Source organism: Amycolatopsis sp. NPDC052450, from assembly GCF_044547565.1.
Classification (GTDB): domain Bacteria; phylum Actinomycetota; class Actinomycetes; order Mycobacteriales; family Pseudonocardiaceae; genus Amycolatopsis.
Window position 1 is genome coordinate 1 of sequence record NZ_JBIUAQ010000018.1, and the last position, 17,641, is coordinate 17,641.

General features: G+C 67.6%; 18 protein-coding genes. 15 read left to right on the forward strand and 3 right to left on the reverse strand.

Features of this window, described 5'->3' with window-relative positions:
• The first annotated feature begins 466 nt into the window (after positions 1-466).
• From ACIHAO_RS26475 to ACIHAO_RS26525, 11 genes are all read left to right on the forward strand, one after another.
• The gene (locus ACIHAO_RS26475; protein WP_037311541.1) at positions 467-1,261 is read left to right on the forward strand and encodes an ABC transporter permease; all 795 of its coding nucleotides are present in this window, start codon (positions 467-469) and stop codon (positions 1,259-1,261) included.
• A complete protein-coding gene (locus tag ACIHAO_RS26480; protein ID WP_396562140.1) occupies positions 1,261-2,115 on the forward strand; it encodes an MlaE family ABC transporter permease in 855 nt (284 codons plus the stop codon). Before ACIHAO_RS26475 ends, ACIHAO_RS26480 begins: the two co-directional genes overlap by 1 nt.
• Positions 2,112-3,377 (forward strand): MCE family protein, encoded by a 1,266-nt coding sequence (locus ACIHAO_RS26485; protein ID WP_396562142.1) that lies wholly within the window; start codon positions 2,112-2,114, stop codon positions 3,375-3,377. Before ACIHAO_RS26480 ends, ACIHAO_RS26485 begins: the two co-directional genes overlap by 4 nt.
• Complete coding sequence (locus ACIHAO_RS26490; RefSeq protein ID WP_396562144.1) at positions 3,374-4,381, forward strand: MCE family protein; 1,008 nt, start codon at positions 3,374-3,376, stop codon at positions 4,379-4,381. Before ACIHAO_RS26485 ends, ACIHAO_RS26490 begins: the two co-directional genes overlap by 4 nt.
• Complete coding sequence (locus ACIHAO_RS26495; RefSeq protein ID WP_396562146.1) at positions 4,378-5,367, forward strand: MCE family protein; 990 nt, start codon at positions 4,378-4,380, stop codon at positions 5,365-5,367. The genes ACIHAO_RS26490 and ACIHAO_RS26495 overlap by 4 nt, the downstream gene beginning before the upstream one ends.
• On the forward strand, positions 5,364-6,356 hold the full coding sequence (locus ACIHAO_RS26500) for an MCE family protein (protein ID WP_396562148.1): 993 nt from the start codon (positions 5,364-5,366) through the stop codon (positions 6,354-6,356). The genes ACIHAO_RS26495 and ACIHAO_RS26500 overlap by 4 nt, the downstream gene beginning before the upstream one ends.
• The gene (locus tag ACIHAO_RS26505) at positions 6,356-7,411 is read left to right on the forward strand and encodes an MCE family protein (RefSeq protein ID WP_396562150.1); all 1,056 of its coding nucleotides are present in this window, start codon (positions 6,356-6,358) and stop codon (positions 7,409-7,411) included. The genes ACIHAO_RS26500 and ACIHAO_RS26505 overlap by 1 nt, the downstream gene beginning before the upstream one ends.
• Positions 7,411-8,604: an MCE family protein gene (locus ACIHAO_RS26510; RefSeq protein ID WP_396562152.1), complete on the forward strand. Its 1,194-nt coding sequence runs from the start codon at positions 7,411-7,413 to the stop codon at positions 8,602-8,604. The genes ACIHAO_RS26505 and ACIHAO_RS26510 overlap by 1 nt, the downstream gene beginning before the upstream one ends.
• Complete coding sequence (locus ACIHAO_RS26515) at positions 8,589-9,092, forward strand: hypothetical protein (protein ID WP_396562154.1); 504 nt, start codon at positions 8,589-8,591, stop codon at positions 9,090-9,092. The genes ACIHAO_RS26510 and ACIHAO_RS26515 overlap by 16 nt, the downstream gene beginning before the upstream one ends.
• Positions 9,089-9,661: a hypothetical protein gene (locus ACIHAO_RS26520; protein ID WP_396562156.1), complete on the forward strand. Its 573-nt coding sequence runs from the start codon at positions 9,089-9,091 to the stop codon at positions 9,659-9,661. The genes ACIHAO_RS26515 and ACIHAO_RS26520 overlap by 4 nt, the downstream gene beginning before the upstream one ends.
• A gap of 62 nt (positions 9,662-9,723) precedes the next feature.
• The gene (locus ACIHAO_RS26525) at positions 9,724-10,380 is read left to right on the forward strand and encodes a hypothetical protein (RefSeq protein WP_125792580.1); all 657 of its coding nucleotides are present in this window, start codon (positions 9,724-9,726) and stop codon (positions 10,378-10,380) included.
• Positions 10,381-10,580: 200 nt separating this feature from the next.
• Here the strand turns inward: ACIHAO_RS26525 and ACIHAO_RS26530 are convergent, their stop codons facing one another.
• Positions 10,581-11,501, reverse strand: a complete 921-nt coding sequence (locus ACIHAO_RS26530) for an RCC1 domain-containing protein (protein ID WP_396562158.1) — start codon at positions 11,499-11,501, stop codon at positions 10,581-10,583.
• Positions 11,502-11,846: 345 nt separating this feature from the next.
• Between ACIHAO_RS26530 and ACIHAO_RS26535 the strand changes: the two genes are divergently transcribed.
• The 4 genes from ACIHAO_RS26535 to ACIHAO_RS26550 all read left to right on the forward strand — a co-directional run bounded on the left by ACIHAO_RS26535 (position 11,847) and on the right by ACIHAO_RS26550 (position 15,182).
• Positions 11,847-12,473 (forward strand): DUF6801 domain-containing protein, encoded by a 627-nt coding sequence (locus ACIHAO_RS26535; protein ID WP_125792578.1) that lies wholly within the window; start codon positions 11,847-11,849, stop codon positions 12,471-12,473.
• A gap of 71 nt (positions 12,474-12,544) precedes the next feature.
• A complete protein-coding gene (locus tag ACIHAO_RS26540; RefSeq protein WP_396562161.1) occupies positions 12,545-13,159 on the forward strand; it encodes a DUF6801 domain-containing protein in 615 nt (204 codons plus the stop codon).
• Positions 13,160-13,186: 27 nt separating this feature from the next.
• The gene (locus ACIHAO_RS26545) at positions 13,187-13,807 is read left to right on the forward strand and encodes a DUF6801 domain-containing protein (RefSeq protein WP_396562163.1); all 621 of its coding nucleotides are present in this window, start codon (positions 13,187-13,189) and stop codon (positions 13,805-13,807) included.
• Between the two features lie 16 nt (positions 13,808-13,823).
• Positions 13,824-15,182: a DUF6801 domain-containing protein gene (locus ACIHAO_RS26550; RefSeq protein WP_396562165.1), complete on the forward strand. Its 1,359-nt coding sequence runs from the start codon at positions 13,824-13,826 to the stop codon at positions 15,180-15,182.
• 76 nt (positions 15,183-15,258) lie between these two features.
• Here ACIHAO_RS26550 and ACIHAO_RS26555 read toward each other — a convergent pair whose 3' ends face one another.
• Together ACIHAO_RS26555 and ACIHAO_RS26560 are read right to left on the reverse strand one after the other, a co-directional pair.
• Positions 15,259-16,542, reverse strand: a complete 1,284-nt coding sequence (locus ACIHAO_RS26555) for a PucR family transcriptional regulator (protein ID WP_396562167.1) — start codon at positions 16,540-16,542, stop codon at positions 15,259-15,261.
• 220 nt (positions 16,543-16,762) lie between these two features.
• Positions 16,763-17,557, reverse strand: coding sequence for an arginase family protein (locus tag ACIHAO_RS26560; RefSeq protein ID WP_396562169.1), 795 nt, complete (start codon positions 17,555-17,557; stop codon positions 16,763-16,765).
• Positions 17,558-17,641: the final 84 nt, after the last annotated feature.

Below are 17,641 nucleotides of genomic sequence, written 5' to 3' on the forward strand. Positions count from 1 at the left end.
CGCCATGAAAGGTCCTTTACTTGCAAATTTTGCAAGTAAAGGACCTTTCATGGCGTCCGCAGGCCTGTCGACGGCGCGTCGTGAGGACCTCCCTTGAGGTGGGGAAGGATGCCTTCACGGCCTTGCCCGCCCGGCCGCCGCGACCCCGAGACCCACTCGAGGACCGATCGAGAGCCACCCCCGCGCCACGAATGGACCAACGCGCCGCCGAGCACGAAAGAACGGACAAGATCCCCGTTCGCCTTTGTCAAAAAAGAACAAGAATTCACCGGTTACCAGGACGTGACGTCTTGATCACACCGAAGTTCTTGTCACCAGGCAGGCACGTGATTAGCGTACCGACCAGTAGCAAACAGCACGGTAACACCCCGTTGACCCTATTCAACGATTCCGTTCCGCCATTCGGAGCAAAGGAATTGCGCAAGCTGGGGTGTATTCGCCGTGCCCGGAAAACTGGAGGGTCGGCGTGGGCGTCCGGACTAACGCACCCTCATTCCCCGGCGCGGGTGCGCTCCGGGAGACCGGCAGGCTCTACTCACTCGGTCTCGACGTCGTCCGCCTGACCTTCCGGCGGCCGTTCCAGGCCCGCGAGCTGATCCAGCAGTTCTGGTTCATCGCGAGTGTGTCGATCCTGCCGACGGCGCTGGTCGCGATCCCGTTCGGCGCGGTGATCGCGTTGCACATCGGTTCGCTGACCGCGCAGATCGGCGCGCAGTCCTTCACCGGCGCGGCCAGTGTGCTGGCGATCATCCAGCAGGCCAGCCCGATCGTGACGGCGTTGCTGATCGCGGGCGCCGGCGGGTCGGCGATGTGCGCGGACCTCGGGTCCCGCACGATCCGCGAGGAGATCGACGCGATGGAGGTGCTCGGGGTCTCCCCGATCCAGCGCCTGATCGTGCCGAGGGTGCTCGCCGCGATGGGGGTCGCCGCATTCCTCAACGGAATGGTCAGTGTGGTCGGCGTCCTCGGCGGCTATTTTTTCAACGTCATCATGCAGAACGGGACACCGGGTGCGTATCTGGCCAGTTTCTCCGCTCTCGCGCAACTGCCGGACCTCTGGATCAGCGAGATCAAGGCGGTCATCTTCGGTTTCGTCGCGGCGATCGTCGCCTCTTATCGCGGGCTCAATCCGAAAGGCGGCCCGAAAGGCGTCGGTGACGCGGTGAACCAATCCGTGGTGATCACGTTCCTGCTCCTGTTCCTGTTGAACCTCGTGCTGACGACGCTTTACCTGCAGCTCGTCCCGGCGAAGGGCAGCTGATGGTCACGACGACTTCCCCCAAACGCGCGGAGCGGGTCCGCGAGGCCGTGGACCGCCGGTTCGGGTTCCTGGACACGCTCGGCGACCAGATCCTCTTCTTCCTCAAGGCGCTCGCCTGGGTGCCGCGCGCGGTGCGCCGCTACCTGCGCGAGATCACCCGTCTGCTGGCCGAAGTCAGCTTCGGCAGCGGCGCGCTGGCGGTCATCGGCGGCACGATCGGCGTGATGATCGGGATGACCGTGTTCACCGGCACGGTCGTCGGGCTCCAGGGTTACTCGGCGCTCAACCAGGTCGGCACGTCGGCGTTCGCCGGGTTCGTCTCCGCGTATTTCAACACCCGCGAGATCGCGCCGCTCGTGGCCGGGCTGGCGCTGTCGGCCACCGTGGGCTGCGGCTTCACCGCGCAGCTGGGCGCGATGCGCATCTCCGAGGAGATCGACGCGCTGGAAGTGATGGGCATCCCCAGCGTCCCGTACCTGGTGACCACCCGGATCATCGCGGGGTTCCTCGCGGTCATCCCGTTGTACGCGATCGGCCTGCTGACCTCGTATCTGGCGTCGCGCCAGATCACCGTCTGGTTCTACGGCCAGTCCGCGGGCACCTACGACCACTACTTCCTGCTGTTCCTGCCACCGGGCGACGTGCTCTGGTCGTTCGGCAAGGTGCTGGTGTTCAGTGTCGTGATCGTGCTCGCCCACTGCTATTACGGCTTCCGCGCGAGCGGCGGCCCGGCGGGCGTCGGTGTCGCCGTCGGGCGCGGGGTGCGGACCGCGATCGTGGCGGTCAGCGTGCTGGACTTCTTCCTCAGCCTCGCGATCTGGGGCGCGACCACGACGGTGCAGGTGGCCGGATGAGCCGGCGCGGGCTGCGCAAGGCCGGGGTCAGGACCGCCGGGGTGCTGTTCCTCGTGGTGATGTCCGCCCTCGTGCTGCTGTCGATCAAGATCTACCGGAAGGATTTCGTCGAATCCGTGCCGGTGACGCTGCAGGCGGACCGGGTCGGCAACCAGTTGCGCACGGGCGGTCAGGTCAAGGCACGCGGCGTGGTGGTCGGCGAGATCCGCGACGTCCGCGCGACGCCGGGCGGCGCGGAGATCGACCTGGCCATGGAGCCCGGCAAGGTTTCGCAGCTGCCGAAGAACGTGTCCGCGCTGCTCGTGCCGAAGACCCTGTTCGGTGAGCGGTACGTGCAACTGTCCATTCCGGACGGATCACCCGCCGGACCGTTGAGCGCGGGCGACGTGATCACGCAGGACCGCTCGGCCAACGCGATCGAACTCGAGCGGGTCTTCGACAATCTGTTGCCGCTGCTCAAGGCGGTGCAGCCGCAGAAGCTCGCCACCACGCTGACCACGGTCGCCACCGCGCTGGAGGGTCGCGGCGACCAGGTCGGCGACACGCTCGCCACCGCGGCCGCCTATCTGAAGGACTTCAACCCGAACCTCCCGAAGCTGAACGACAACATCCGTGACCTCGCCACGGTCACGAAGCTGTACGGCGACATCGCGCCGGATCTGCTCGACGCGCTGAGCGCCTCGGCGGTCACCCTCGACACCGTCAAGGAGAAACGTGACGCACTGGCGACGGTGTACCAGCAGGTGACGTCGTCCTCCCAGCACGTCACGACGTTCCTCCTCAACAACCGCGCCAACATCATCGCGCTCGCCGCCGACAGCAGGGCACCGCTGGAGGTCGGCGCGAAGTACTCGCCGAGTTTCGCCTGCACGCTGGACGCGCTCGCGAAGCTCAAGCCGCAGATGGACAAGGTGCTGGGCGCCGGCACGGACGAACCCGGGCTGCACGCGGAGATCATCGTCAGCCGGCCCCGGGGCAAGTACGTGCCGGGCAAGGACGACCCGGTCTACAACGCCACCGGCGAACCGCGCTGCTATCCGTCGAACGGCCTGATGGGCCAAGGGATCGTGGCGACCGGTGAGAAGACCGCGGCGCTCCCCGGCGAGCAGGGCGACCTCGGCCTGGCCAACTCGCCGCAGGAGCGGGAACTGATCTCCACGCTGGTCGCGCCCTCGATCGGTGTCCCGGCAGGCCAGGTCCCCGCGTGGGGCAGCGTGCTCGTCGGGCCGCTCTACCGGGGAACGGAGGTGACCGTGCGATGAGGAACTTCGTGAGCCCGTTGATCAAAGGGCTGATCTTCGTCGTCGTCACGACGCTGGCCACGGTGCTGCTGGCGGTGTCCATCACGAACACCGGCCTCGGCGACACCAAGACCTACAGCGCCAAATTCCTCGACGCGACGTCGCTGAACGTCGGCGACGACGTCCGGATCTCCGGGGTGCGGGTCGGCCAGATCGAGGAACTCGAAATCGCCGACCACAGCCTGGCCCTCGTCCGGTTCTCCCTCGACTCGCAGCGCAGGCTGCCCGCCGACGTGAACGCGGTGATCAAGTACCGCAACATGGTCGGCCAGCGCTACATCGCGCTCGAACGCGGCAAGGGCACCCGCGAACTCCTGGAGCCCGGAGCGGAGATCCCGCTGGAGCGCACGACGCCCGCGCTGGATCTCACGGAACTGTTCAACGGCTTCAAACCACTGTTCCAGGCCCTGTCCCCCAAGGACGTCAACCAGCTCTCCGGCGAGATCGTCCAGGTGCTGCAGGGCGAAGGCGGCACGGTGGAAAGCCTGCTGGCGCACACCGGTTCGCTCACCACCACGCTCGCCGGCCGCGACAAGGTGATCGGCGACGTGATCACGAACTTGGACACCGTGCTGAAGAGCATCAACGGCAAGGGCGACGCACTGTCCACTTTGGTCTCCACGCTGAAGGAGCTGGTGTCCGGCCTCGCCGGTGACCGCACCGAGATCGGGGAGGCCGTCTCCGGGCTCGCGGATCTCACCACCGCCACGGCCGGCCTGCTCGAACAGGGCAGGAAACCGCTCAAGGACAGCATCGAGGGGCTCGGCCTGCTGGCCGGTCAGCTGACGACCGACGAGGCCAAGGCCGAAGTGGACCGCGTCCTGACCGTGCTCCCGGGGAAACTGAACGAACTGGGCCGGATCGGCTCCTACGGATCGTGGATGAACTTCTACCTGTGCTCGTCCGTCCTGCAGACCAAACCTCCGCGCGGGGTCCCGGCGACGGCGGAGAGGTGCACGGCGTGAAACCCTTCAAGGAGCGGAACCCGATCGTCATCGGTGTCGTCGGCAGCGTCATCGCCGCCGGGCTGCTGACCGCGACGCTCAACTACGAGGCCCTGCCGATCATCGGCTCGGGGACCACCTACCAGGCCGAATTCTCCGAAGCGGCCGGCTTGCAAGCCGACGACGAGGTCCGCATCGCCGGGATCAAGGTCGGCACGGTGAGCGACGTCCGGCTCGCCGAAGACCACGTGGTGGTCAGCTTCCGGGTCAAGGACGCCTGGGTCGGCGACAAGACCGCCGCCGAGATCAAGATCAAGACCTTGCTCGGCCGGAAGTTCCTCGCGCTGCGCCCGACCGGTGAGACGGTGCAGAACCCGAAGCAGGTCATCCCGCGCACCCGGACCGTGACGCCTTACGACGTCACCGAGGCGTTCAACGGGCTGGCCGACACCGCGGGCGCGATCGACACGGATCAGCTCGCGGAAAGCTTCACCACCCTCAGCGACACGTTCAAGAACTCGCCCGAGCACATCAAGAAGGCGCTCGAAGGGCTGACGTCGCTGTCGAAGACCGTGTCCTCCAGGGACAACGAGCTCGCCAGCCTGCTGTCGAACGCGCACGGGCTCACCACGACACTCGCGAACTCGAACGACGACTTCGCCAAGCTCCTTTCGGACGGCAACCTGCTGCTGACCGAACTGGACAACCGGCGACAGGCGATCCACGACCTGCTGACCGGCTCGCAGGAGCTCGCCACCCAGCTTTCGGGCCTGGTGAGAGACAACAAGGACCAGCTCGGCGGCGCGCTCGCCCGGCTCGGAGAGGTGACCGACATCCTGCAGCGGCAGAACGACAATCTCGCCAAGAGCCTCGACCTCGCCGCGCCGTACTTCCGTGTGGTGAACAACTCGCTCGGCAACGGACGCTGGGTGGACAGCTACCTGTGCGGGCTGGTCCCGGAGAACCGGGACCCGTGCCTGCCGAAGATCCCGGGAGGTGGCCGGTGACCAGCCGCTTCGTCACCCTCGCGCTGGTACTCGCGCTGGCCGTCGTCGGCGGTCTCTGGTGGATCTTCTCCGGCAACGGGCTCGACCGCGTCACCGTGTACTTCTCGCGGGCCGTCGGTGTCTACAGTGGATCGGACGTGCGGGTGCTCGGCGTCCGGGTCGGCCAGGTCGAATCGGTGACCCCGGAAGGGGAACAGGTCAAGGTCGTCCTGACCGTCGAGGGGTCGACGCCGATCGCCGCCGACACGAACGTGCTGGTCGTGGCGCCGAGCGTGGTGGCCGACCGGTACGTCCAGTTCACCAAGCTCACCCGCGCCGGGAACCGGCTGGACGACGGCGCGGTGATCCCGGTGGAGCGCACCGGCACGCCGGTGGAGCTCGACCAGCTCTACTCCAGCCTCGACACCCTCGCCAAGGCACTCGGCCCCAAGGGCGCGAACGCCGACGGCGCGCTTTCGGAACTGCTGCGCACCGGCGCGAAGAACCTGCAGGGCAACGGCAAGCCGTTCAACGAGTCGGTGCGCAACTTCGCCGACCTCGCGAGGACCTTGTCCGGCAACTCGCAGAACCTGTTCGCCACCGTCGACGAACTGCAGCGGTTCACCTCGATGCTGGCGACCAACGACCGGAACGTCAGCGAGGTCAACAAACAGCTCGCGTCGGTGACCGGCACGCTCGCGCGGAACAAGGACGAACTCGCCCGCGCGCTCAACGGCCTCGGCGGCGCGCTCGCGGAGATCCAGCAGTTCATCCGGGACAACCGCGCGCTGATCAAGTCCAATGTGGACAAGCTGGCGGTGACAACCGGGACGCTGGTCGACAAACGCGCCGCGCTGGCCGAAACCCTCGACACGATCCCGCTGGCGGTGACGAACGTGCTCGGTGCCGTCGACCCGAAGACCGGGAAGCTGCAGAGCCGCGGCAACATGCTCGAATACGCCCCGCTCCCGCTGCCGGTCGCCGGCGACACCTACACCGGGGGGCGCTGATGGCCACGAAACGGTCGATCGCCGTACTCGCCGCGTGTTGTGTCGCGCTCACCGCCTGTTCCTCCGATTTCAAGGGCGTCTACGACCTGCCGCTGCCCGGCGGCGCGGACATCGGCGACCATCCGTACCGGGTGACCGTGCAGTTCGCCGACGTACTCGACCTGGTCCCGCAGGCCGCGGTGAAGGTGGGCGACGTGCCGGTCGGCCGGGTCGAGAAGATCCGGCTCGGCGAGGACGGCTGGACGGCCGAGACCGTCTTGGCCCTCAACGGCGACGTCCACCTGCCCGCCAACGCCATCGCGCGGCTGCGGCAGTCCAGCCTGCTCGGCGAGAAGTTCATCGAGCTCGCCCCGGGCGCGGCGAAGGCCGAAGGCAGGCTGGGCGACGGCGGGATTGTCCCGGTCGCGAGCACGAACCGCAACCCGGAGTTCGAAGAGGTCTTCGGCGCGCTGTCCCTGCTGCTCAACGGCGGCGGGATCGGCCAGTTGCAGACCATCAACCGCGAGCTGTCGAAGGTGATGGACGGCAACGAGGAGGAGATCCGCTCGTTCCTGTCCACTGTGGAACAGCTCGTGTCCAATCTGGACTCGCATCGTTCGGAGATCACCTCGGCGCTCGACGGGCTCAACCAGCTCTCGGCGACACTGGCCAACCGGAAAAAGCAGGTCGAAGGCGCGCTCACCGACCTCACCCCCGGCCTCAAGAGCCTTTCCGACCAGCGCACGCAGCTCGTCTCGATGCTGCAGGCGCTCGACCGGCTTTCCGGGGTCGGCGTCGATGTGATCAAGAAGAGCAAGGCCGACCTCGTCGCGGACCTCACCGCGCTCGCGCCGATCCTCAAGCGGCTGGCCGACGCCGGTGAGAACCTGCCCAAATCGCTGGAGATCCTGCCGACGTTCCCGTTCACCGACGCCGTCCGCGACGGGATCAAGGGCGACTACCTGAACGTCTACGCCTCGATGATCCCCGCACCGGGCGCCGAACTCCCGCCACCGGGCGAAGGCGTCCCGCCGGACCTTCCGACCCTGCCGCTGCCGTCCTCCGGAGGTAGCTGATGCTCACCGCCCGTATCCGGATCCAGGTGATCGCGTTCGTCGTCCTCGCGCTGGCGACGACGGCGTTCGTCGGCGCCAACTACGCGGGGCTCGACCGGCTCTTCGGGGCGAGCGGGTACACCGTGAAGCTCGCGCTGACCGACGGCGGCGGCCTGTTCACCAACGGCGAGGTGACCTATCGCGGCGTCGCCGTCGGCCGGGTCGGCGAACTGCGGCTCACCGCCGGTGGCATGGAAGCGGATCTCCTGATCGACGACGACGCGCCGCGGATCCCGGCGAACTCGCGGGCGGTCGTGGCGAACCGGTCCGCGGTCGGCGAGCAGTTCGTCGACCTGCAGCCGCGGACCGGCGACGGGCCGTTCCTCGCCGAAGGTTCCGTCATCCCGCGTGAGGCGACGAGTGTGCCGCTGCCGGTGCAGCATCTGCTGACCGACCTGGACTCGCTTACCGCGTCCGTGCCGACCGAGGATCTGCGGACCGTGGTCGACGAACTCGACAACGCCCTGCGCGGTTCCGGCGCGAACCTCCAAGTGCTGCTGGATTCCACCACCGACTTCACCAAACAGGCCGCCGATCACCTGCCGCAGACGGAGAGCCTGCTCACCGACGGCTCGACCGTGCTGAAGACCCAGGTGGACTCGTCACAGGCTTGGCGGCAGTTCAGCGGCAACGCCAAGCAGTTCGCCGAACAGCTGGCCCGTTCGGACGGTGACCTGCGACGGCTGATCACGACCGCGCCCGAAGCGGCGACCCAGCTCTCCGGGCTGTTGCGGGACAACGAGCCGGGCCTGCCGATCCTGCTGGCGAACCTGCTCACCACGTCGCAGGTGTTCTCCGCGCGCACCGACGGCCTCCGCCAGCTGCTGATCAACACCCCGAAGGCGGTGTCCGCCGTCGACGCCTCCGTCGACGAGCAGTCCGGGAAGATCGAACTGGTACTGACCTTCTTCGACCCGATGCCCTGCACCAAGGGCTACGGGGGCACGAAGATCCGCAGCAGCGCGGACCTCTCGCCGCTGCCGTTCAACACCGGTGCCGCGTGCACGCTCGACAAGGGCAACCCGAGTTCGGTCCGCGGCTCGCAGAACGCGCCGAAGGGCGGCGTCCCGCCCGCCGCGATCCCCGGCGGCTTCGGCGCCGACGGCCAGCCGACGTCCACCAGCCTCGAGGAGATGTTGTGGCTGCGCAACTGAAGATCGCGATCGCCGTGTTCACCGCGGCCTGCGCGTTCGCGGGATGGGCCGGGTACACCTGGTTCACCGCGACGGGTTCGGCGGCGGTGGCCTACGGGAACTCGCGCGACGAAGCGCTGAAGAGCGGACGTGAACTCGTCGCCCGGCTGACCAGCCTCGATCACCATCGGGTCGACCAGGGCATCGCCGACTGGCTCGCCGCGTCCACCGGCCCGCTGCGCGACCAGCTGGGCAAGACCGACGACGCGACCAAGCAGACGCTCACCAAGGACGCGACGGTCTCGACGGGCAAGGTGCTGGACGCGGCCATCAGCGAACTCGACGACCACGCCGGAACGGCCAAGATGCTGGCATCGGTGGAGATCACGATGGCGAAGGAAGGCGCGGCGCCGACGACGAAGCGCAACCGGTTCGCCGCCGGGCTGACCAGGACCGGCGAGGGCTGGAAGCTCAGCGCGCTCGACCAGCTCCCGGTGGGTGCGCGATGACCGCCACGGCCGACACCGAGACCGAGACCGAACCCGAAGCCGAGGTCGTCACCGAAACGCCGTCCCGCCGGCCCAAGTTGCCGTTGATCCTGCTGGTCGCGGCGGCGGTGCTGGTGGCGGCGGGCGCGTGGTTCACGCTGGAGGCGAGGTCGATCTCGGCGGCGCCGTCGGCGGCCAACACCGCGCTCACCGACGTCGGCGCGACGGCCGAGGTGAACTCCGCGGTGACGGTGGCGCTCAACAAGGTCTTCTCCTATTCCTACGACCGGACCGACGTCACCGAAAAGGCGGCCGCTTCGGCGCTGAGAGGTAAGGCGCTGGAGTCGTACAACCAGCTGTTCGCCCAAGTCCGGGAAAAGGCGCCGGCACAGAAACTCGTCCTCACGACCCGCGTCTCCTCATCCGCCGTCCAGGAACTCGGCGGCGGTAAAGCGAGGCTGCTGGTATTCCTCGATCAAGCGGCGACGAGGGCCGACAACAATTCGTCGACGACGGCTGCCGCACAGCTTTCGGTCACCGCTGAACGCGAAGGCGACAACTGGGTCATCACCGACCTTGTACCCCGGTGACAAACCGGTCATTCCCCCTTTCGTCCGCTTTGTAAAACAGGAGAGAAAACGAGGAGAATCCCATGTTCGGTCGAACGCGCCCGAAAACCGCCCGTCGCCGTCTCGGCACGGTCGTCGCGCTCACTTCCGCGATCGCCGTGGCCGGCAGCCTCGCCGCGTCGCCCGCCCTCGCGGACGACCCGGTGGAGATCCCGGTGTCCTACACCGTCACCGGGAAGACCACGGTCAAGAAGACGGGCGGCACCCTCGACCTCGGCCCCGGCCAGCTCGACGGTGCCCTCGTCATCGACGGTGACAACGTCGGGATCCGGGGAAACCTTTCCCTGCCGCCCTCGACGGCGAACATCTCGCTGGTCTCGGGGGTCTTCAAGATCAAGGCCCGCGTGCGGATCGAGCCGACCGGCCCGGTCACCGGCACCCTCGCCAACGGCGATCTGACCACCCATTCGCAGGCGAACATGCTGATCGACAACATCGTGGTCGGCCTGTTCTGGCCGGTCATCCCGCTCCCGACGGTGCCGAACGCCTGCAAGACCGTCAAGCCGCTGGACCTGACGCTGGTGTCGAAGAACGTCGACCTGTTCGCCCCTTCGATCCCGTCTTCGGGGACGTTCACCATCCCGGAGTTCAAGGACTGCTTCATCAACGACCTCGCGCTGGGAGCGTTGATCTCCGGTCCGGACAACACCATCACCCTGAACATGAAGTCCAACGTCTGAGGCTCAAGTCCGGTCCGTGAAGGCCTCCTTGAGGGACTCTGGGTCCCTCAAGGAGGCCTTCACGGACTCGCGAGAGTGGTCGCTGGCCGTGGGGATGTCGTGAAGGGCTCCTTCCCTACCCTCAAGGTAGGCAAGGAGCCCTTCACGGACCTGCGATCACGACCCACCCGCCGTAGGTACCCAGAACCCACCACGCAGGTTCAGCAGAACTGCGGCGCGGCAGGGTCGACCAACGCGACGCCGGTGCCGTCACCTGCGGAAACGGCGTAGACCGGAGCACAGACACCCGAGAACTTCCACATGTCCATCGGCGGTTCCGAGCTGGTGTCCCGGCTCTCCTGTTTCAGGTTGCTGCCCCAGGCGAAGACACTTCCGTCCGCCTTCAGGGCCACGTTGTGGTTGTAGCCGGCGTCGATGGCGACGACGTCCGATTGCGCCTCGGGCGGCACGGAAGCCTGGCCGTAGGTGTTGTCGCCCCAGGCGAGGACGCCGCCGTTCTTCAGCGCGATGCTGTGGCGGAACCCGCCCGAGATCGCCGTCACCCCGGAGGTCGCCGCCGACGGCACGGTGATCTGGCCCTTCGAGTTGCTGCCCCATCCGATCACGCCGCCGTTCTTGAGCGCGAGGCCGTGGTCGACACCCGCCGAAATCGCGGTGACCCCCGAAGAGACCGTCGCGGGGACGGCGGTCCGCGAACCCCAGCTCAGCACGCTGCCGTTCGTCTTGAGCGCGAGGTTGAAGTAGGCGCTGGTGGAGATGGCCTTGACGCCGGAGGTGGCGGCGGCGGGCACGACGTTCTGGCCGTAGAAACCGTTGCCCCAGGCGATCACACCGCCGTTCTTGAGGGCCAGTTCGTGCGCCCAGCCCGAGGCGATCGCCGACACACCCGACGTGGCCGCGGCCGGAACGGTGGCCTGGCCGTAGTTGTCGTTGCCCCAGGCGACCACACCTCCGTCCTTCAGGGCCAGATGGGTGAGCCCGCCCGCGGAGACCGCGCTCGCGCCGAACGCCGAAGCGGGCACGGTGCCCTGCCCCTGCCCGTAGTCGTTGCTCCCCCACGGCCGCGGTTCGCCGGCGGGCGCGGCGTCGGCGATACCGGAAAGGGAAACCGTGGCGATCATTGCGGCTATCGTGGATGTCGTCACGCGCCGTGTCGTGGATCGTCGATTGACTGAAGCCATGCGGGAAATGTTAACCCGGTTCCGCCGATCGGCCCCGTCTTTGTCATCGGCGGACAAACTTCATAATCGCATTCAGCGCGGACTGACAAGAAAGAACGGTTTTCGCACCCACTCCGAAACCTGTCGACATGGATACTTGTTACGTACATAACTCGCGGGTAACCTCGGTTTACCCCACCACCGAGAAAGCCGCTCAAGTCGAGCATATTTGATCAGAAAAACTCGCCGAAAGGCGCATGGGGAAAGCCGTCCGAGACGTAAACTGGATCAAAGGAGATGACAGGTATGTCCCGCAGACTTGGCAAGTTGTCAGCCGGTGTCGCCACCACCGCCGTCGTGATGGGCGCCGTCGCCGTGCTCACCGCCGGCACCGCTGCCGCCGCGACCACCTACGCCACCGGCACGGTCGCGTACATGTGCAATTTCCCCGCTATCGGCCAGCAGCAGCTGGACGTGAAGGCCCAGTTCACCGGCCCCGATTCGGTCGCCTCGGGCGGAACCTTCACGCCGTCGAGCATCAGTGGCACCGCGACGATCAGCGCCACCATCAACGCGCTGCTCAACAGCGCCAACTACGACGGTGTCCGCGGCAAGGTGAACATGCCGGTCACCGTCACCAACGCCACCCCGGCCTCGGCGTCGGTGACGAACCTCGACGTCCCGACCCAGATCAACCCGTACGTGCCGGGGCCGCGGACGTTCAACATCCTCCAGGACGCGGGCACCGGCGTTCCCACGTTCACCGCGGGCACGCCCGGCTCCGCGACCGCCTCCCTCGGCACCACGATCAGCGCGCCGCTGGAGTTCCACAAGAAGGACGGTTCCTGGACCAAGTGGAGCTTCAACTGCACGGTTAAGAACACCAACCCGGCGCAGAACCGCGCGTTCAGCCCGGCCGTCCCCATCACCTGATGAACCATCCGTGCGGGGCGGGGACGCCCGCCCCGCACGGTCCCCATCACCGGCCACGAGAGGAAACCCTTATGGGACAGCAGGTCCGCCGGATAGGCGCGGTCTCCGCCATCGTGCTCGGCGCGGCCTCCCTGCTCGCGGCCGCACCTGCCATGGCCGACACGTCCTTCGCGACGGGGGCCATCACCTACTTGTGCGGCACTCCGTTCGGCCAGCAACCGCTCGAGGTCAGGATGAGCTTCACCGGTCCCGCTTCGGTGACCGCGGGCGGCACGATCACACCGACCGGGATCGCCGGGAGCCTCGTCTTCGACGAAAGGCTCAACCTCGTGCTCTACGCCTCGAACCGGGATGGCCTCCGGGGTACGGTGAGCACACCGGTGGCCGGGACGAACGTCGCTCCCGCTTCGGCGGCCGTGACGAATCTGAGGATTCCCGAACAGGTCCCGCCGTATGTTCCGGGGCCGCGCACGGTCCAGTTCATCCAGGACGCGAACACTCTCGTTCCCACCTTCGGGACGAGCACGCCCGGTCAGGCGGTCATCGCACTCGGCCCCACGCTCCGCATCGACGGCGAGTTCCACATGCGGGACGGGTCGTGGAGCCCCTGGACGGGCAACTGCACGGTGAAGAACACCAACCCGGCACAGAACCGCGCGTTCGCCCCGGCGATCCCGATCGGCTGACGATCACCGGCCATGAGAGGAACCCTTATGGGACAGCAGGTTCGCCGGATAGGCGCGGTCTCCGTCATCGTGCTGGGCGCGGCCTCCCTGCTCACCGTCGGGCAGGCGTCGGCCGCCACTTCTCACACGACCAGCACCGTCACGTACCTGTGCGGTTTCCCCATGATCGGGCAGCAACCGCTCGACATCACGGCGAAGTTCGACAGCCCGGGCCCGGTGTCCGCGGGCGGCAGCTTCACCCCGGCCGCGATCGCCGGCACCGCGGCCTTCAGCGCCCTCCACAACGCGACGATCTTCAGCGCCGCCAACTACGACGGCCTCCGCTGCAAGGTGAAGGCGCCGGTGACCGCGACGAACGCCACCCCGGCTTCGGCGACCGTCACCGGGCTGGACCTGCCCGCGCAGATCACCCCGTACGTACCCGGGCCGCGCACGGTCGGCTTCAGCCAGGACGCGGCCACCGCCGTTCCCGTTTTCACCGCGGGTGCCCCTGGCCAGGCGACCTTCGCGCTCGGCACCACGTTCGAACTCGAAGTCGAATTCCACAAGCGGGACAACACGTGGACCCCGTGGACACTCGGCTGTACGGTCAAAAACACCAACCCGGCACAGAACCGCGCGTTCGCCCCGGCGATCCCCGTCGTTTGACGCGAGAGGAAACCAGATGACGCAGCAGGTTCGCCGGACACTCGGGAGGCTTCCCGTACTGGCGGGCGTGATCCTGCTCGCGGGAGTGAACGGCGCCTTGGCCTCCTCCGCGGCGACCGATCCGGCGTCCCCGCCGAAAGCGCCCTTGCAGGGGGCTTCCCCCGCGCGCCAGACCCTGGCGAACACCTGCGTCTTCCCGGATCCCGTCGGCGAACGTCCGGTCACCATGGACGTCCAGGCCACCCTGCCCAAGGTCGTCCAAACCGGGAAACCGGTGCAGGTCAAGGATTTCTCTGTCACCTTCACCCTCGGCGAGGGAACGCTGGGCGCGCTGACCGAGGTGGCGGGCGAGGCGAAGATCGAACTCATGGCCACGCGCGAGGACAAGAAGGCCCAGATCCCGGTGACCCTCGAGATCCCGGCGACCAAGGTGCCCGCCACCGGTGAGCTGAAACTGGTCGCGACGGGCAAGGTTCCCGACATCATGGCGACCCGCCCCGGCGAACTCCGGCTCACCACCGGCGTGCCGTCCCTCGCGCTGACCGCGGCACAGCCGGAGGCGCCGCGGAATCCGATCACCTGCAAGCAGGCGCCGGATCAGGACACCAAGCTGGGCAGCGTCACGATGCTCGAGATGGGCATCGCCAAACCGAAGACCGCCAAGCCCGGGCAGAAACCCGGCGCCGGAACGCACGCCACGAACGAAGACCCGCCGCCGGACGCCGTGTTCCCCTTGCAGCCCTTCGAATCGCAAGGCACGTCGTCGGTGAAGAAGCTCGGTGCCTTCGTCCGGTTGACCCCGTCGTTCATCTTCAACGCCTTCTACTACCTCTACCCGGCGCCTCCCCACCGCAGTACCGGCTCCACCATTTTGCCGCCGAGCAAGATGACGATCCTCGGCTTCGGTTTCGTCCCGATCAACGGGACGATGGAGCTTCTGCCCGCCGACTACAAAACGGGCAACACCGTCATCGACGTCGAGACCATGCTGCACGGGGACACCACGACGACGGCCACCTTGCGGCTCGAACTGTTCGGCAAACTGAAGGATCTCACCATCAACGGTGTCCCCCTCGACGTCGGCGACAACTGCATGACCAGCGAGCCGATCGTGCTGAACCTGCGCGGGCCGAACTGGAACGCGTTCACCGGCGGCGTGCTGCGGACCGATCCGAACGACCCGGAAGCCGCCTACCAGGGCTTCACCCTGCCCAAGTTCTCCGGCTGCGGGGTCAAGGAGAACCTCGACTCCCTGCTGAGCGGCATGGGGTCAGGGCCGGACAACCAGGCGTGTATCGGGGTCAACCAGGTGGGCTTGCCCTGGGAAGCGGAACGCAAATGCCCGAACACGGACCCGCCCGTGGGACGCCGCTGATCGCTTCCGGAGTGTCATGAAAGGGTCGTTCAGGACGAAAAATGTCCTGAACGACCCTTTCCTGACATCCAGGTGGCTAAGATCCGCTCGGCGTCCACTGTGGACTCTTGCGCGGCGACGGCAGCACCTCCGGCAGCGCGAACCCCGATGACGCCGAAGAAGGACTGACACCGGCCCGCAGCGCGAGCTCCATTTCGAACCGCGCCCCCGGGTCGCGCAGGTGCTCGCCGAAGGTCGCCTGCAACTGCCGCATGCGGTACCGGACGGTCTGCGGGTGCACCTGGAGACGTTCGGCGATGTCGACGACGTTGCCCTGGCTGTCGAGCCAGGCGCGAAGGGTTTCGAGCAGCCGTTCCTGCTGTTTACCGGTCATCTCGGCGAGCGGGGCGAACAGGCGGTCACGCAGACGGCAGGTGAGCGCCGCGTCGGCGTTCACGAGCAGGGTGGCGAGATGGTCTTCGGCGCGGATCACCCGCCGGGCCTGGATGATGCCGCGTTCGGAGAGGTGCAGGGCGTCGCGCGCCCAGCGGAGGGAATCGGCGACGGAGTCCAGCGGACGGCACGGGCCGATCGACAGCCGGTAGTCGGGCAGCGCGGCCTGCAAGGTGGCCAGGCGGGCGCCGGAGATCTCGCCGGGGACGAGCAGACGCGGCTCAGCGGAGTCGAGTTCGGCGAGGACGTCCGAATCGACGGCGTTGTGCCGCCGGGGTCTGGCGTTGTCGCCGAGCGGGTGCAGCACCACCGGCGTCGCTCGCTCGGGCACCGTCCAGCCGGTCAGCTGCGCGAGTTCCGCGATCGCCTTCGACGGCGCCGGCGGCGTTTCCAGCACGAGGTGCAGCAGTTTGCGGCGCCACGTGTCCAGCGCCCCCGCGGTGCGCGCCTTCGCTTCGAGGTACCCGTCCAGCGCGACGGACGCCAGTTCGTCCATGAACGCGAGCATCGCGTCGGCGAGTTGCGACATCACCGCGGACGAAAGCCCGCTGCGGCGGCCGACGCGCATGATGCGCCGCCACGAGACACGGGCGCCGACCCGGTACGCCGACTGGAGGGTGTCGAGGCTGCGGCCTTCCCGCATCTCGTTCTGCCCGAGCCGATGGTGGACCTCGTGCGACTGTTCCTTGGAGACGCTCGGATCCGCGATCTGCGCGACGAACAACGTGATCGCGTATTCGACGCCCGCCCGGATGGACTTGCCGTAGGGCCCGTCGAGCGGGCGCGCGTACGCGGGGATGGTCGCCCGGATCTCGTCGACGATCTCGTTGGCGAGACTGCCCAGTTCCGGTCGCAAAATGTCGGCGAGCTTACGCGGCAGTGCTGCAGGAGGCTGCGCAGCGTGTTCGATCCCGCGCTCCACCGACATCGCAGCTCCTTTGCTCCGCCCAGCGTCCTGACATCCCACGATCGTCGTGAGGTGACAACGAACACATCGCGCGGTCGCTCGTGAATGTGTCACCTTTCGCAGAAGAAACCGATTTCTTGTCATCATCGTGACAAAATCACGGGTCGTCCCTGAATTTTGATGACAAGTGCCCGGCAAACGCCTCGCGCGGTACGTACGAACGGCCGATGAATACGGAGCGTCACTGCTTTCCGGTGAGCAATTCCCCGAGTGCTTCGAGCACGGGCTCCAGCACGCGGACCTCGGTGCCGGCGCATTCGGTGATTCCCGCGCCGACGACTTCGAAGCCGCTCAGCCCGCGAAGCATCGCCACCAGACGCTCGATCGTCAAGCCACCCGGCTCCGGATAGTTCAGTCCGTCGAACTCCGCCGGGTCGAGCACGTCGAGGTCGAGATGGACGTAGACCTTGTCCGCGCCGGCCAGCCCGGCGGCGACGTCGGCCGTCTCGACGACGAGCCCGCGGTCGACCACGGCCCGCTCGGCGTCGTCGAAAGCCCTTGTCCCGGCGAGGACGACGCGTCCGGGTTCGATCGGCGGGTTCGCGGCGAACTCCGGGTCGCCCTCGCCGAGCAGCGACCGCAGCACCATGCCGTGGAACGCGCCGGACGGTGACGTCTCCGCGGTGTTGAGGTCGGAATGCGCGTCGAACCAGGCGACGCCGAGGCCGGGACCGAAGCGGTAGCGCGCGACCCCGATCGGGATCAGCTCGACGCCGCAGTCCCCGCCGATGGTGAGCACCGGCCCGCCCGGCGCCTCCAGCGCGGCGAGCTGTGCGGCGCGGTTCACGCCGGTGAGCACCGCGCGGTTGGCGATCCCGTCGACCGCGGACGACGTCTCGCGGGTCTGCCGGATGTGGTGCACCGGCACGCCCAGCACGTGGCCGGCCAGCTCGGCGAGCGCGACGCAGCCTTCGGGCAACTCGGACGCGCGCTCGGTCAGAGCGCCCTGGAACTGGGGTACGGCGTTGATCAGCACCGGTCCACGTTAGCGGCGGCCGCAAGTCCGTGAAGGCCTCCTTGAGGGACTCTGGGTCCCTCAAGGAGGCCTTCACGGCACTCC

Excerpts from the sequence above, each read along its gene's own strand:
- ACIHAO_RS26480 (WP_396562140.1), top strand. The coding sequence starts at position 1,261 with ATGGTCACGACGACTTCCCCCAAACGCGCGGAGCGGGTCCGCGAGGCC.
- ACIHAO_RS26485 (WP_396562142.1), top strand. The coding sequence starts at position 2,112 with ATGAGCCGGCGCGGGCTGCGCAAGGCCGGGGTCAGGACCGCCGGGGTG.
- ACIHAO_RS26490 (WP_396562144.1), top strand. The coding sequence starts at position 3,374 with ATGAGGAACTTCGTGAGCCCGTTGATCAAAGGGCTGATCTTCGTCGTC.
- ACIHAO_RS26505 (WP_396562150.1), top strand. The coding sequence starts at position 6,356 with ATGGCCACGAAACGGTCGATCGCCGTACTCGCCGCGTGTTGTGTCGCG.
- ACIHAO_RS26510 (WP_396562152.1), top strand. The coding sequence starts at position 7,411 with ATGCTCACCGCCCGTATCCGGATCCAGGTGATCGCGTTCGTCGTCCTC.
- ACIHAO_RS26520 (WP_396562156.1), top strand. The coding sequence starts at position 9,089 with ATGACCGCCACGGCCGACACCGAGACCGAGACCGAACCCGAAGCCGAG.
- ACIHAO_RS26525 (WP_125792580.1), top strand. The coding sequence starts at position 9,724 with ATGTTCGGTCGAACGCGCCCGAAAACCGCCCGTCGCCGTCTCGGCACG.
- ACIHAO_RS26530 (WP_396562158.1), bottom strand. The coding sequence starts at position 11,501 with ATGATCGCCACGGTTTCCCTTTCCGGTATCGCCGACGCCGCGCCCGCC.
- ACIHAO_RS26535 (WP_125792578.1), top strand. The coding sequence starts at position 11,847 with ATGTCCCGCAGACTTGGCAAGTTGTCAGCCGGTGTCGCCACCACCGCC.
- ACIHAO_RS26540 (WP_396562161.1), top strand. The coding sequence starts at position 12,545 with ATGGGACAGCAGGTCCGCCGGATAGGCGCGGTCTCCGCCATCGTGCTC.
- ACIHAO_RS26545 (WP_396562163.1), top strand. The coding sequence starts at position 13,187 with ATGGGACAGCAGGTTCGCCGGATAGGCGCGGTCTCCGTCATCGTGCTG.
- ACIHAO_RS26550 (WP_396562165.1), top strand. The coding sequence starts at position 13,824 with ATGACGCAGCAGGTTCGCCGGACACTCGGGAGGCTTCCCGTACTGGCG.
- ACIHAO_RS26555 (WP_396562167.1), bottom strand. The coding sequence starts at position 16,542 with ATGTCGGTGGAGCGCGGGATCGAACACGCTGCGCAGCCTCCTGCAGCA.